Origin of the sequence: Halobacillus sp. B23F22_1 (assembly GCF_043497005.1) — a bacterium.
Classification (GTDB): Bacteria; Bacillota; Bacilli; order Bacillales; family Halobacillaceae; genus Halobacillus_A.
Map to the genome: position 1 here is coordinate 122,567 of NZ_JBIEKE010000003.1, position 14,594 is coordinate 137,160.

Here is a 14,594-nt window from a genome sequence, read left to right on the forward strand (position 1 = left end):
TGTTGCAAGTTGAGTTAAATGTCAGTAAACTATATACTGTATTTCCTAATATTAGACATAATTCGACAAACATGATATGAGTACAAAATGCCTACACTAGGTGTAGGGTTCTTTGAAAGCAGAACTGTCTAAAATTAGTGAAATGAATCATCAGGGGGATTTTTTTATGAGAAGATTATTACTTGGTATCTTATTAACAATTGTCGTTGGTTTTAGCTATGTAGGTTACACTGATCTTGATACTAATCCTGCTCCAGAAGAAACGTCTAATGACGAATCATCGGAACAGCAATTTTAAAAGCCTCTTGAGTCTTAGCTCAAGAGGCTTTTCTTATTGTAAAGGAAGGTCAAGTTCACGATCGTCTCCCCATACATCTTCTAAATAGTCATCTCTTCCGGAATTCCCTCGATAATAATCATAGCGCCACTCGTTCTTTTTATAATAATCTTGATGGTACTCTTCAGCACGGTAGAATGAATCCGCTTCTCTGATCGGAGTTATGACTTCACCGTCAAATCGATGCGATTCTATTTGGTCCGCCTTGGAATGCTCAGCTTCTTGTTTTTGCTCCTCTGTATGATAAAAAATTCCCGCTGTATATTGAGCTCCTCGATCTATAAACTGTCCGCCATCATCTGTCGGATTAATTTGTCTCCAGAATACAGCCAGCAAATCCTCATATTTAATGACAGCCGGGTCATAATATACTTGTACCGCTTCTACATGGTTCGTCTTACCGCCGGCGACCTCTTCATAGGTCGGATTGGTTTGCCCGCCTCCTGTATAACCTGAAATGACCTCATCCACACCCGCTAGTTTTTCAAAAGGCGGCTCCATACACCAAAAACAGCCGCCTGCAAACGTAGCCACTTCAAAACCTTGAGGCACATCTGTCTCTGCGACTGCTTCACTTTCATAACTTCTTTGTGTGAAATAATTATAAGCCTCCGGGAGTATAAGAATGCCAGCCATGATTGTAACGAGAGCAGCTAACCACCATTTGGTTTGCTTTTTCATTTTTTATGAGTCACCTCGTTTATCTAGTCTTCTTATATTTTATCACGCATACCCGGAGTTCTCTGTACATAAGGCTCTACTGTACTTTGAAGGCTTGCTCCATTGTTGTCTGTTTCGTGCTACGAATATTCGCGAAGAGTGAGCGTTTAATAATTTGAAGTGCATTATCATTATCATTTGTTTTCTCGGAAGCTATACAATCTTTAGGAATCCAAAGGTCATAATCTCTCATATAAGCATCATTAGCTGTAAATAAGACGCAAATATCACCCGCTACTCCGGTTAATACAAGTTTGTTAACCTGTAACTGCTCAAGCAATATACTAAGTTGCGTACCAAAAAATCCAGAGTGTTTCGGTTTTATAATAAAATAATCGTTGTCCTCAGGCAGAACTTCATTAATGATCGTTTCTCCTGGTCCTTGTTTGCACTCTTCGATCAACTCATCAACGTTATCCTGCCATAGATTAAAGTTATCGTTTACGTAAATAACCGGAATCCCATTATGTTTTGCTTGTTTTCTAAGTTCATTTATTGGACCGACAATATCCTTCGAATGTTCTAAAAGATCGTCTCCTCCATTAAAATCCATTTTATTAATCATATCAATAATGAGTAATGCAGTATTTTGAGCCATTTATGATCACTCCTCTTCAAACTTCGGCGGTCCTGCTGGTACCTGTCTTTTATGCTCGCTTTTACTATGAAGGCTTCTAAGTGTCTCTTCATCCTCAGCACTAATTTGTTCCCCTCTTAAGTATGCATCAATCGCGTCATAGGAAATCCCCATTTCTTCTTCATCTGACTGACCTTCCCATAACTCTGCACTTGGTTTTTTAGTTACAACAGTGTCCGTTACTCCTAAATATCTTGCCATCTCTCTTACTTCTTCTTTCCTCATATGAATGAGGGGTACAAGATCCACTCCTCCGTCTCCATATTTTGTAAAGTAACCTGTGTAATCTTCTGCGGCATTATCCGTACCTACAACTAAATAGCCGTAGTTTTGAGCAACTGTATAAAGGGTGGACATTCTTAAACGAGCTTGTAGATTTGCTCCTCTTAGTTGAGCGTTTTCTTCATTCCAATCTCCTTTGTTTCTTAATTCCTCCTCAATTGTTTCATACGTTTCCTCATAGGATTTCGTCAATTCAATACCTACATAGTCCAACCCAGTGTTTTCTACTACTGCTAATGCATCCGGCTGGTCTTCTACTTTTTTATTAATTGGAAGCAATACGCCAAGAGAGTTTTCAGGAAATGCTCTCTTAATTAAATAAGCCACTACTGCTGAATCTATCCCGCCACTTATGCCTACAAGAGCACCCTTAGCTCCAGCTTCATCAATTTTATCTTTAAGCCACTTCACTAAATGTTCCACACGCTTCTCCATAATCGATCTCCTCTCTTCTTTTACCTTCTCGTTGTTATGTACCTGAAAAAATATGGGAGTAAACGTAAATAATTAGTTTACGGTATATTTATTCAGGCTATGTAATGGTAAGAGTGAGGAAAGAGAGGTTTCATGAATGCTGACAAAATATAAAAGTGCTTGGCTGTTCACCGGAGTATTAATATTTTTTATTGTAGTTTTTCTTATTGGTCTCATGCTGACTGAAAACTTGCCCATCTTTGATAGTCTTTACATGACGATTATTTCTATCTTAGGTATAGGATACGGGGATTATGTGCCTAACTCCAATGCTGGAAAGATTATAGCTATAATTCTCATTCCGATTACATTAGGATTAAGCTCCTACTTGCTCACTTACGTAGCTTCTATATTAATTGAAGGAAATTTATCTAATAAATGGGAGAGGAAAAAGATGAACAACCAAATTGATAAAATGGAGAATCATTACATCATTTGCGGATATGAACGAGTTGGTGAACAAGTATTAAAAGAATTTCAGAATCATCAATATGATATCGTTGTTATTGATACAGATGAAAATAAAGCTTCAAGGATCCCTGAAGAAGTGCCTTATATTATAATGATGCTAAGCAAAACCACGTGTTAGAGAAGGCAGGCATCAAGCGGGCCAAGGGATTAATTGCAACGACTTCAGATGATTCGTTGAACCTGTTCATCACCTTAACAGCCAAAGGATTGAACTCAGAAGTAGAAGTGATTGCCCGAGCAGAAGTAAGTGAAACAGAAGATAAATTAAAGCGTGCAGGTGCAGATCACGTAGTAAATCCTTCTGATCTTGGAGGGCGCAGAATGGCTTTATCATTAATCAAGCCTGTGAGTATGCATTACATCGATTCCATCATTCATGCCGAAAACCACAGCTTCCAAATGGAAGATTTTCACGTTGGTGATCAACTAAGTACAAGCAAAATTTCTGACTTAAAGCTTCGCGAGAAATTTGACCTTACTCTTCTAGGCATAAAAAAGGGTGATGGTAAATTCCATAACAATCCTGATGAAAATGAAACATTACAATCTACAGATGTGCTTATTTTGTTTGGTAATAAAGAGCATATTGATGTTTTTACGAGTCAAAGCAAATAGCTTTCCATTACCGATTATTTACGTAATAATGGAGAGATAGAACCATTCTCAAGGAGTGACCTCTTAATGATTGAAAATGAACATCACGTGCTAGTGATCTTCCCCCATCCAGACGATGAAGCGTTTGGAGTGTCAGGTACGATCATTTCTTATATAAAACAAGGAATCCCTGTTACCTACGCTTGTTTAACACTAGGGGAAATGGGAAGAAACCTAGGCATGCCTACTTTCGCTACTCGTGAAAGCCTGCCTGCTATACGTAAAAAGGAATTGAAGAAAGCAGCCGAAGCCATGGGATTAGAAGACTTACGCATGATGGGTTTAAGGGATAAAACGTTAGAATTTGAAGACGACGAAGATATGAAAAAATTAGTTGCACACTTAGTCGATGAATTGAAACCATCGCTCGTTATAAGTTTTTATCCTGGGTACGCTGTACACCCTGACCATGAAGCCACAGCCCGAGCTGTAGTGAATGCCCTGGGTGAGATTGAACCAGACCTGCGACCTAAACTTCATGCGGTCGCTTTTGCGAATAATACAGAAGAAGAATTAGGAAAACCTGATGTTGTACATGACATCCGCCATGTACAGGAAGATAAGTTGAACACGATGCGTGCCCATATTTCTCAAACTGCCCGCATGCTTGAAATGTTGGAAGAAGGTATTCAAAAGAACGATCCCGAAGCTTTAAAATGGGTCAATCATGAAAATTTTTATACGTACAAATGGGGAGATGAAAGCTGACCTGCAGGTCAGCTTTCATTTTTTCAGAGAAACCTTTAACTTATATGGGTCAACACTTCTTGCAACCGACTCCTGCAGGTCGAGCAGACAAGAGAATTCCCGCAAGACGCAGACCAATGAGATTTTTCTTTTCTACCAAGAAATATTTTCCAAGTCCCGCATTATAAACTCTTATTAACATTCCAGCTTTACTCAATTTTGTTTCCAAATAGCCCTGTTGGGTCATATGCTTTTACTGGAAAAACATGATATCCTGTTTCTAGTGTAAGAAAAGGGGTTTATTACATGATAAAACATTTAATTATATTTACTTGTATTATTCTTTTAGCCGCTTGTGGAACTTCTCAAGACAATGAATCTGCTAGCGAGGAAGACACAGAAATTGTGCAGCCAGAGGTTGAGGTAGTATTTGAGGACGAGCCTTTACCTATCAGTGAGGAAACTTCTATTCAAGCGATCGTAACAGCTGATGATGAGCCGATCATTGATGCTGATTATGTAGAGTTTGAGATATGGAATGAAGCAGAGGGAGAAGAGGAATCTGAGACGATTGAAGCTGAACATCAAGAAGAAGGTCTATATGAAATTGACTACACTTTTGAAGAGAGCGGAACTTATCAAGTTATCGCTCATACACAGGCTAGAGACGTGCACACCATGCCTCAAGTTGAAGTTCAAGTCGGTGATAAAAAACAAACCGGCCATGAACATGATATGGAAGAAGAATCAAATCATGACCATGGTAAGAACGAGTTCACCGTTCACTTAATGAAGGAGGAAGACTTTCTTTCTAATGAGGATTCAGAACTGCTGACCCATATCGAACAAGATGGAAAGCCTTTCGAAGAAGGAGAAGTAAGCTTTGAAATCAGCTCTGATCATTTGGATAAACATGAATTTATTGATGCAGAAGAAGGGGAATCAGGTGCTTACCGAGCTGCCTTTACCTTTCCATCCGCTGGGGAGTACTTGATTAACGTCCACTATGAAAAACCTAATGAAGAAATCCACGGACATAAAGAAGAAGAAATATCCGTAAACTGATCGTTATGTACGGTCAGTTTTTTTATGTCATTATATGCTGTGAACGGCTCTGCCCTACCCCCTCGTACATAAAAAAGAAGCAGACTACCTCAGTAGTCTGCTTCTCCAAATTACACGTCAGCGTTTTGAAGCTTTTTCTTCTTCGCATTTTTTTCACGTTCATTTTTATTAAGGTATTTCTTACGAAGACGAACCGTTTCCGGTGTTACTTCGCAATACTCATCATCATCTAAATACTCGATCGCTTCTTCAAGGGTAAGCTGACGAGTCTTCTTAATCGTGCTCGTGGTATCCTTGGTAGCAGAACGCACGTTAGTTAAGTGCTTCTCTTTGGTAATGTTTACCGTTAGATCATTATCACGATTGTGTTCGCCGACGATCATGCCTTCGTATACTTCTGTACCCGGCTCAACGAAGATAACTCCTCGATCCTCAAGGTTCATAATTCCATAAGTTGATGCTTTTCCTTTATCAAGTGAAACTAGAACTCCTTGACGTCGGCCTCCAACTTGGCCCTTAGCTAATGGTGCATAACCATGGAATGTATGGTTTAAAATTCCATACCCCCGTGTCTGGGTCATAAATTCAGTAGAATAACCAATTAACCCGCGTGAAGGTACAAGGAACTCAAGGCGAACCTGCCCATTACCATCGTTCACCATATCTTGCATTTCACCTTTTCGAAGACCGATGGATTCCATAACAGCACCCTGGTATTCTTCTGGCGTGTCAATTTGCACGTACTCTACTGGTTCACACGTTACGCCATCCACTTCTTTAAGAATAACCTTAGGCTTGGATAATTGAAGCTCGAAGCCTTCACGACGCATGTTCTCAACAAGAATAGATAGGTGAAGCTCACCACGGCCAGATACAGTAAATGCGTCTGGAGAGTCTGTAGGATCTACTCGTAAGCTTACGTCTGTTTCTAACTGTGTTAGAAGACGCTCTTCGATTTGACGAGATGTTACATACTTACCTTCACGGCCGGCAAAAGGACTGTTGTTTACAAGGAATGTCATTTGCAGCGTAGGTTCATCAATACGCGGGATCTCCATTGCTTCTTGATGGTCTGGCGGACATACAGTTTCTCCAACGTTAATATCCTCTAAACCAGCTAAAGCGATAATATCTCCAGCCTGAGCTTCTTCAATCTCAATTCGCTTTAAGCCAATGAAACCAAACAGCTTAGAAATACGGAAATTCTTCACGCTTCCATCTTTCTTCATAAGAGATACTTGCTGACCTACTTTAATACTGCCGCGGAATACACGTCCAACACCAATACGACCAAGGTAATCATTATAATCAAGTAAAGTTACTTGGAATTGTAAAGGCTCTTCCTTAGTATCTACAGGAGCAGGGATGTTGTTCATGATCAGCTTAAAGATCGGATCCATTGTTTCATTCTGGTCTTCCGGCTCATCACCAGATGTCCCGTTTAACGCAGAAGCATAGACCACAGGGAAATCTAATTGTTCATCATCCGCACCTAATTCAATAAATAGATCAAGTACTTCGTCCACCACTTCTTCTGGACGAGCGTTCGGGCGGTCAATCTTGTTTAATACGACTACTGGTGTTAATTTCTGTTCGAGTGCTTTTTTCAAAACGAAACGCGTTTGAGGCATGCAGCCCTCATAAGCGTCTACTACTAACAGTACACCATCCACCATTTTTAGAATACGTTCTACTTCTCCACCAAAGTCAGCGTGACCTGGTGTATCTAAAATATTGATTCGCGCATCATTATAATTGATGGCGGTATTTTTAGCTAAGATTGTAATACCACGCTCTTTTTCCAAATCATTAGAGTCCATTGCTCGCTCATCTACATGTTCGTTTTCACGGAATGTACCGGAATAGTGAAGCATTTGATCCACTAACGTCGTTTTTCCATGGTCAACGTGTGCGATGATCGCGATGTTACGAATATCGTTTCTGTGTTGCATGAAGCACACACCTCTTTCACAATGCTAATTATTCAACTTATCTAGTATAACATATTTACAACCATAACAATAGGTAATGTGCACTTATTTGTCATTTCTTACACATAATAAGCAAAAATACAAGCGCTTATGGTATAAGTCTTTTGTTCCTCCATCGAACCTTGTACAATATGTGTGATATATAAAATCGCACGAGAGGACGTATATCATTGAATGCTCAGCAAATTAAATGGATGATTTTCATAGTACCTGCCCTTGTTATTGGTTTGTGGGAATTCATTCGCCACGAATGGCTGCTACCGTACATTTCCATGGAATTAGGAAACTGGATGACACCACTAATTGTTTTGATATTCTCCATCTTCATTAATTATAAATTATTTCAAGTTCTTGAACGGAACCAACACGAATTAGAACAAGAAAAGATGAAGCAGGCCGTTACTAACGAGCGTCAGGAAATTTCTAGAGAATTACACGATTCGATTTCTCAATCTCTGTTTTTATTGTCTGTTAAAATCGACCAGCTTCAAAAGAACAATGAACCTGAGACTTATGGGGAGATTCAATTAACGATAGATCGTCTTCAGGAAAACGTGCGCCATTCTATTAAACAGTTGAGAACCCCTAACATTACACACTGGAAATCAGCAATTCAGCGTACGATCGAACAATTGAACCGTGAAAGACCCGAAGTTGAATATCACTTAGACTGGCAAGCCTCAGAAAGAAGCTTTTCAGCAGAAGAAAAAGTCCAATTTTACTGGATTATACGAGAGGCATATATAAATACCCTCAAACACGCAAAAAATGTGACGAGCGTAAAAATTATCGTTACTCCTATGGAAATAAAAGTAATCGACAACGGAACTGCTCTGTCTTCCTTTGACCAGAATGGCACGCATTATGGAATCGAAATGATGCAAGATCGTGCTCAATCAGTGTCATGGAAGTTGACGATCAACCGTGATAGTGAGTACACAAAATTATGCCTAGTGAAAAAGGAGGCAGCGAAGTGAGTTCATACAAAATCTTAATTGCAGATGACCATGCCGATGCCAGGGAAGGCATCCGAATGATTCTCTCTTCCTCTCCTCAATACGAAATTGCAGGCGAAGCTGTTAATGGACAGCAAGCCATCCAACAAGCCGAAAGACTACGTCCGGACTTAATTTTAATGGACATCCACATGCCTGGAATAAATGGGTTAGAAGCAACAAAGCGAATTAAACAAACAAATCCAGCTACGAAAATAATAATATTAACGGTATCAGAAGAGAGCATACATCTCTTTGATGCGCTGAAAGAAGGCGCTCAAGGTTACTTGCTAAAAAGCGTTCGTCCATCTGAATGGGAAAGCTATATAGAAGCCGTTTTAAAAGATGGGGACGTATCAAGAGGTTTAATCGAGCAGACCTTGACGAAGCTTACAAATAAACCAGCTGAAAGGCCTCCATTATCGGAGCGAGAATTTGAAGTCATGAGTCTTGCTGCTATGGGAGCGACAAATAAAGAGATTTCTAAGCAGCTATTTATCACTGAAAATACGGTGAAGAATCACTTAAAGAGTGTTTTACGCAAATTAAACATTAAAAATCGTGTAGAGCTTGCTCGCCTGGCTTACGAAAAGCACTGGCTGTAATTTAGAAAGGAAGTATGTATGAAAACGAAAAGGATAGGCGAATGGATTGAAATTACTATTCCACAAAAGTGGCACGGTTTTACGATTGAGCGAATTATGAAGAAAGAACTACTGGTACCGAGGAAGCTCCTTCATAAATTCAGGAGTGAACGGTCCGTAACTTTGAATAATGAATCCAAACATTGGAAGCAGACTTCCGTAGAAGCAGGGGACCTTTTACGTATTCAAGTGTTTGCACCGCAAGAACTTGAAGTCGTTCCTACTTTCATGGATATTGATATTGTGTACGAAGATGATCATCTGCTTGTCGTCAATAAACCCGTCGGAATCGATACTCACCCTAACCAGCCTGAACAAACGGATACTCTAGTGAATGCCGCAGCTTCTTACTTTCAAATGAACGGGATTGAAGCTACTCCAAAATATGTTCATCGGTTAGACCGCGATACATCTGGAGCCATTCTTTTTGCCAAGCATGAATTAGCGATTGCTACATTAGGTCAACAATTAAAAGAACGCAAAATTAAACGCACATACATCGCCTGGGCTCATGGGAAAGTAAAACAAAAAAAGGGAACGATCGACCAGCCGATCGGCAAAGACCGGCACCATCCTGTGAGAAGAAGAGTATCCAAAGGAGGACAGCCGGCAGAAACAAATTACGAAGTAGTGGACTATGACCCTGCTCGCAAAGCTTCCTTGCTAAAGCTTCAGCTCAATACAGGAAGAACTCACCAAATCCGCGTCCACTTAAGTTATATTGGACATCCACTATTAGGTGATACATTATACGGAGGAGAAGCTCATACTTCGTATAAACAAGCATTGCACGCTGCAAAACTCTCTTTTATCCATCCTTTCACAGAGGAGTTTATTGAATGTTTGGCCATGCCGCCAAATGACAGCCAACTATTTAAAGAAGAGCATGTAAGGGCGCTTGAATAAAAAAACACCTTGGACAAAACTGAATAAACCATAAAATAATCCGAACGATTTTATTGAAATCAGTTCGGATTATTTATATTAAAGAAACTTTAGACCCTCGCACTGTCCCACAAGTGTCTTCGCATTTGAACGTTGAACTGCGTATGGAACGTTCCATTTAAAATTGATCATTTTTCAAGAAAATTGCTTTACTTATGTCTCAGCTTTTTTATGACATACTTTTGTATAACTCATCATATTTATGAGCGCACTCTATATCAAGCTCCGTCAGCCCCTTTGCGCTCCAAGAAGTCAGTTTCATCGTTACCATTTTATAATCAATGCTTATAAAAGGATGGTGTTGAATATCTTCTGAATACTCGGCGACGGCATTTACAAATTCAACACCTTTTAAGAAATCCTTAAATCTGTACCTCTTCACGATAAATTTTTCGTCTTCAAGTTTCCAATCATTTAAGCTGTTTACTCTCTCCTGCTTCTTATCTTCGGGTATTCTTTCTAACATTACATTCACTCCTTAGAATATAAGAGATCACTAAGTTTCATGAATTCTTCCACGTCTTCTATACAGGTTTGCAGCGCTTGTTCCCAAAAATCTTCTTCCTCGAGATTTACATCTAAATGCTTTAATGCTAAATCTTCTACTCGCATGCTTCCTGTATCTTGTAATAAGGCGACGTACTTTTCTTCAAATGCCGGCCCTTCCTTAGCAGCTTGCGCATAAATTCCAAGGCTGAACAAGTATCCAAACGTATACGGAAAGTTATAAAAAGGAACTCCAGTAATATGAAAATGAAGCTTCGAAGCCCAAAAAGTTTGATCATATTCATTCAATGTCTCTTGATAAGCTTCCTCCTGTGCTTCTATCATAAGCTCATTCAATCTCTCTTTAGGTACTGTACCCGATTTTCGCTCATTGTAAAAACGAATTTCAAACAGATAGCGAGCATGAATATTCATAAAGAAGGCGACACTTCGCTGAATTTTGTCTTCAAGCAGGGCTAGTTTTTCCTTCGAATCTTTAGCATCCCTAACCGCAGCGTCAGCTACAATCATCTCAGCAAATGTAGAAGCCGTTTCCGCTACGTTCATCGCATAGCCTTGATTTAGTCCCGGTAAATCGTTCATCACATGCTGATGGTAGGCATGACCAAGTTCGTGTGCCAGGGTGGCAACGTTCGATAAAGTTCCAGAATATGTCATGAAGATCCGCGTTTCCTTACTATGAGGAAAGCTTGTACAAAAGCCTCCCGGTCTCTTTCCAGGACGGTCTTCTGCTTCAATCCATCGATTTGCAAAAGCTTGCTCTGTAAATTTAGCCATGAGCGGGCTGAACTTTCTAAAGTGTTTAATAATAAACTGTGCTCCAGCGTTATAATCCATCTTTTGATCAGAGTTCCCAATAGGAGCATGAACGTCATAAATGCTCAGTTTCTCTACTCCAAGCCACTGGGCTTTCACTTCCAAAAAACGCTTATAGTGCTTTTTATGTTTAGTAATAACTGTCCACATCGCTTTTAATGTTTTCTCACTCATGCGGTTATATTCCAACGGCTCTTTTAGAGGGTTATCCCACCCTCGATGTTTATACGTCTGCAGCCTGAATCCGGCTAAATGGTTTAAGGTTTGACTGAATAAATCTGCTTGTTCTTCCCACGCCTGCTGCCAATTTTGAAACACTTCTCTTCGAACACTGCGATCGTTATCACTTAATTTATTGGAAGCCTGCCCTACGGAAAGATCTTCTCCTCTGTACGGAATGTTCATCTTACCAACGATCGTATCGTACATTTGACTCCACCCGTGATACCCATCTACTGCTAGGTTATTAATAATCGACTCCTGTTCAATTGATAATTTGTCTTTTGCTTTCTCCCTTCGCTCATCCAGCACAAAGGCCACTTCTAATAAATCAAGATCCTTAATTATAGTTTTCCAGATGTTTGCATCAATTTGGACTAATTTTTGGTCAAATTCGATTTGGATATTTTTAAACTTAGCTCCCAGCTCACTTCTCGTTGTTACCCAGCGGTGGGCAGCTTGATCATTGACATCCTGAGCAGAGAGGCAGCTGATATAAGCACTAAACTGTCTTACACGTACAGAAACATCTTGAATACGTTCTATAAGGTCCGCTAGATCAGTCGTCTGCTCAGCAATTTTTGGCGGCATAAACCTTTCTACTAAGTTATGTAATTCAGATAATTTATTCTCTATCGTACTCACGTAATTTTTTAGCTCTTCTGATTCACTTCCCCCTTGAAAGATGGAATCGAGATCCCAAGTCGGTTCATACAAATTCATTCTTTTTCCCTCTTTTCGTCTTCTTAATGATTATTTTAATTGTATCAAAATTTTCCATAATAAGGACATAGACGCCTAATAATACCTTATCTATCTTTTTTATTGGTCCACCATATAACTATAACATCACCAGTCACCCTAAATGAGAGGAAGTTGTAATGATGCGCTATCAACGAGAGGAAAGCTTACGGTATACATTCCATTCCCCTCCTCCCACTAGATTTTCCATCATCCAAATGAAAGAACATCACCTCTGTGTACCAGGTACATCATCAATACACTTTTGTACCTGGTACCATAATAAATCTAAAAAAAGGGTTTTCATCTATTTTCGGTTGTGATACACTAGGTTTGTAACATAATTGAAACATTATCGTTACATAAATGAAACTTTTTGTAACATTTTGTCGAACTATTAAGTAGTAAGAAAAAATGATCAGAGAAAGTTTAAGATTATTTTCCTCTGGGAATTCTTTTAGTACAACAGTCACTGGCTTAGTAGGAAATCATCCATAGAAAGGGGCTTTTTAACAATGAGACACAAAGCTGAGTACGATTCTACAGATTTTATCTATGGTTTAGGTGGTTCTGCCATTCTCACAGGCTTGCTATACGTACTAATCTATATTGTCTAATACTAATTACTTACCATAATGAAACCCATTTCCTTTCAGAGGAAATGGGTTTTTTCGTGTAACAATTCAATATCTTTAGTTTTACAATTGCCTCTACTATACTTAAATGTGATGAGGTGAAATAAATGACACTATACCATGAAGGCTACGCGAACTTATTTCAAGAAAATAAACTAACCTTTGGCTTGACCATCCCACTCGAAAATTACCATAATCAACCGCCAACAATGGAACATCAGGCAGAGAGAGTTCAACTGGCTGAAAAGCTGAATTTTCAAGCTTTGTGGTTACAAGACGTCCTATTGGAAGATCCAACGTTTGAAGACCCGGCAACTGGCCAGATTTTTGATAGTTTTATCTATGCGACGTATTTGGCAAGTCATACTTCAACAATAAAAATTGGAACTGCCGCCACCGTTCTGCCTTTGCGCCATCCTCTTAGAACAGCCAAAGAAATAGCGAGTATTGATCGTTTATTTCCGGGTCGTTTTATCCTTGGAGTCTCTTCCGGAGATCGACGCAAGGATTTTGAAGGACTAGGTATTCCCATAATGGAGCGCAGCGAATGGTTTCGAGAAGCTTTTCATGATCTTAATCTTGCGCTCGATACAGAATACCCGGAATTCAGTTCAAGATTCGGAACAATGAAAAAATCAAATCTTGTACCGAAGCCTGTGAACAAGATTCCTATGCTCATGACAGGGTATTGTCAACAAACCTTAGATTGGGTAGCCGAACATGGAGATGGTTGGATGTTCTATCCCCAGCGGCCGAGTCAGCAAATCGCCTTGATACAACAATTCAGAGAAAAAGTCTTCTCCTACCACGGAAACGTTTTTCGTCCATTTGTCATGCCGCTTCCAATAGATTTAGTTAACGACCGATATGGTTCGATAGAAAAAATTCCAGCAGGTTACCGTACGGGTGTACTTGGACTTATTAAGATCCTAGAGCAATATCGGCTGGCCGGAGTAAATCATATCCTATTCAATTTATCTGCAGGTTCTAGAGCTGTGGAAGAAGTCATTTACGAAATAGGCAATGAAGTTATTCCCCATTTCCAATGATAAAGGTGGTCTTATCGTTATGAACAAACCTGAAGTACTTCTCATGGGCACTCTCCACTTAGCTATGGACCCTGATATTGTCAATCATCAAAAAGAAAATATTCAGGAAGTCCTGGAGGCCCTTAAAGCATTTCACCCAACAAAAATCGCTGTGGAAAAATCTTTTCTTATTGAAGAAGAGCTTGACCGAAAGTACGCTGAGTATAACGCAGGAAATCTACTCCCAAGTTACGATGAAGTCGAACAATTTGCTTTTCCATTAGCTCATTATTTTGAACTTCCTGCTTTATACCCGATCGACGAAATTGTTGATATGTCGAAACCTACACTCAATCAAGTGTTTGAATGGGCTAAAGAACATCAACCGGCCCTCTTTAAAGAAATTCTTGAGGTGCAAAAAAGTTTAAAAGAAATGGAAGACACTTCTTCCTTACTTACCACCCTGCGTTCTATTAATGATCCTGCTTATATTTCACAGCTGCAGCGTGTTTATATGAAGCTGACTCGCGTTGGAGATCGTCAACATCAAATAGGAGTGAAGTGGTTAAAGCAATGGCACGAAAGGGACTTAGCGATTTCCGCCAATTTATCTCGAATAGCAGAGCCAAATGACCGGATTCTCGTTATAATTGGGGGAGATCATCTTCATCTGCTTCGTCAATTTTTATCCGACAGTAAGGATTTTACTATTTCGACATATTTGGAGTACGCTCCCTAATGAAAAA

Annotated in this window: 16 protein-coding genes; 10 read left to right on the top strand and 6 right to left on the bottom strand. The window is 39.6% G+C overall.

Annotated elements, in window-relative coordinates; translation table 11 throughout:
* The first annotated feature begins 112 nt into the window (after window positions 1–112).
* A complete protein-coding gene (locus ACGTNH_RS15705) occupies window positions 113–298 on the top strand; it encodes a hypothetical protein (protein ID WP_394587876.1) in 186 nt (61 codons plus the stop codon).
* 33 nt (window positions 299–331) lie between these two features.
* Here the strand turns inward: ACGTNH_RS15705 and msrA are convergent, their stop codons facing one another.
* The 3 genes from msrA to nadE form a co-directional block, all read right to left on the bottom strand.
* Entirely contained in the window at window positions 332–1,018 is a 687-nt protein-coding gene (msrA, locus tag ACGTNH_RS15710; protein ID WP_394587877.1) for a peptide-methionine (S)-S-oxide reductase MsrA, read from the bottom strand.
* 76 nt (window positions 1,019–1,094) lie between these two features.
* Window positions 1,095–1,655, bottom strand: coding sequence for a cysteine hydrolase family protein (locus tag ACGTNH_RS15715; RefSeq protein WP_394587878.1), 561 nt, complete (start codon window positions 1,653–1,655; stop codon window positions 1,095–1,097).
* 6 nt (window positions 1,656–1,661) lie between these two features.
* On the bottom strand, window positions 1,662–2,411 hold the full coding sequence (nadE, locus tag ACGTNH_RS15720) for an NAD(+) synthase (protein WP_394587879.1): 750 nt from the start codon (window positions 2,409–2,411) through the stop codon (window positions 1,662–1,664).
* Between the two features lie 136 nt (window positions 2,412–2,547).
* On the opposite strand from nadE, the gene ACGTNH_RS15725 reads away from it, so the two are divergent.
* The 4 genes from ACGTNH_RS15725 (at window position 2,548) to ACGTNH_RS15740 (ending at window position 5,327) form a co-directional block, all read left to right on the top strand.
* The gene (locus ACGTNH_RS15725) at window positions 2,548–3,039 is read left to right on the top strand and encodes a potassium channel family protein (RefSeq protein WP_394587880.1); all 492 of its coding nucleotides are present in this window, start codon (window positions 2,548–2,550) and stop codon (window positions 3,037–3,039) included.
* Window positions 3,033–3,536, top strand: a complete 504-nt coding sequence (locus ACGTNH_RS15730; RefSeq protein ID WP_394587882.1) for a potassium channel family protein — start codon at window positions 3,033–3,035, stop codon at window positions 3,534–3,536. The genes ACGTNH_RS15725 and ACGTNH_RS15730 overlap by 7 nt, the downstream gene beginning before the upstream one ends.
* 66 nt (window positions 3,537–3,602) lie before the next feature.
* Complete coding sequence (gene bshB2, locus ACGTNH_RS15735; RefSeq protein ID WP_394587883.1) at window positions 3,603–4,283, top strand: bacillithiol biosynthesis deacetylase BshB2; 681 nt, start codon at window positions 3,603–3,605, stop codon at window positions 4,281–4,283.
* A 285-nt stretch (window positions 4,284–4,568) separates the two neighbouring features.
* The gene (locus tag ACGTNH_RS15740) at window positions 4,569–5,327 is read left to right on the top strand and encodes a FixH family protein (protein WP_394587884.1); all 759 of its coding nucleotides are present in this window, start codon (window positions 4,569–4,571) and stop codon (window positions 5,325–5,327) included.
* 110 nt (window positions 5,328–5,437) lie between these two features.
* Here ACGTNH_RS15740 and typA read toward each other — a convergent pair whose 3' ends face one another.
* Complete coding sequence (typA, locus tag ACGTNH_RS15745; RefSeq protein WP_394587885.1) at window positions 5,438–7,279, bottom strand: translational GTPase TypA; 1,842 nt, start codon at window positions 7,277–7,279, stop codon at window positions 5,438–5,440.
* Window positions 7,280–7,488: 209 nt separating this feature from the next.
* Between typA and ACGTNH_RS15750 the strand changes: the two genes are divergently transcribed.
* From ACGTNH_RS15750 to ACGTNH_RS15760, 3 genes are read left to right on the top strand one after another with little or no spacing between them, the layout of a single operon-like run.
* Window positions 7,489–8,295 (top strand): sensor histidine kinase, encoded by an 807-nt coding sequence (locus tag ACGTNH_RS15750; RefSeq protein WP_394587886.1) that lies wholly within the window; start codon window positions 7,489–7,491, stop codon window positions 8,293–8,295.
* Entirely contained in the window at window positions 8,292–8,918 is a 627-nt protein-coding gene (locus tag ACGTNH_RS15755; RefSeq protein WP_394587887.1) for a response regulator, read from the top strand. Before ACGTNH_RS15750 ends, ACGTNH_RS15755 begins: the two co-directional genes overlap by 4 nt.
* An 18-nt stretch (window positions 8,919–8,936) precedes the next feature.
* Window positions 8,937–9,863 carry an RluA family pseudouridine synthase gene (locus ACGTNH_RS15760; protein WP_394587888.1) on the top strand — a complete coding sequence of 309 codons (927 nt, stop codon included), beginning with the start codon at window positions 8,937–8,939 and terminating at the stop codon, window positions 9,861–9,863.
* A gap of 208 nt (window positions 9,864–10,071) precedes the next feature.
* Here ACGTNH_RS15760 and ACGTNH_RS15765 read toward each other — a convergent pair whose 3' ends face one another.
* A complete protein-coding gene (locus tag ACGTNH_RS15765; protein ID WP_394587889.1) occupies window positions 10,072–10,368 on the bottom strand; it encodes a 4a-hydroxytetrahydrobiopterin dehydratase in 297 nt (98 codons plus the stop codon).
* Between the two features lie 5 nt (window positions 10,369–10,373).
* Complete coding sequence (locus ACGTNH_RS15770; protein ID WP_394587890.1) at window positions 10,374–12,167, bottom strand: M3 family oligoendopeptidase; 1,794 nt, start codon at window positions 12,165–12,167, stop codon at window positions 10,374–10,376.
* Window positions 12,168–12,927: 760 nt separating this feature from the next.
* Between ACGTNH_RS15770 and ACGTNH_RS15775 the strand changes: the two genes are divergently transcribed.
* Together ACGTNH_RS15775 and ACGTNH_RS15780 are read left to right on the top strand one after the other, a co-directional pair.
* Window positions 12,928–13,869, top strand: coding sequence for a TIGR03571 family LLM class oxidoreductase (locus tag ACGTNH_RS15775; protein ID WP_394587891.1), 942 nt, complete (start codon window positions 12,928–12,930; stop codon window positions 13,867–13,869).
* Window positions 13,870–13,888: 19 nt separating this feature from the next.
* Entirely contained in the window at window positions 13,889–14,587 is a 699-nt protein-coding gene (locus tag ACGTNH_RS15780; RefSeq protein ID WP_394587892.1) for a DUF5694 domain-containing protein, read from the top strand.
* The last annotated feature ends 7 nt before the right edge of the window (window positions 14,588–14,594 follow it).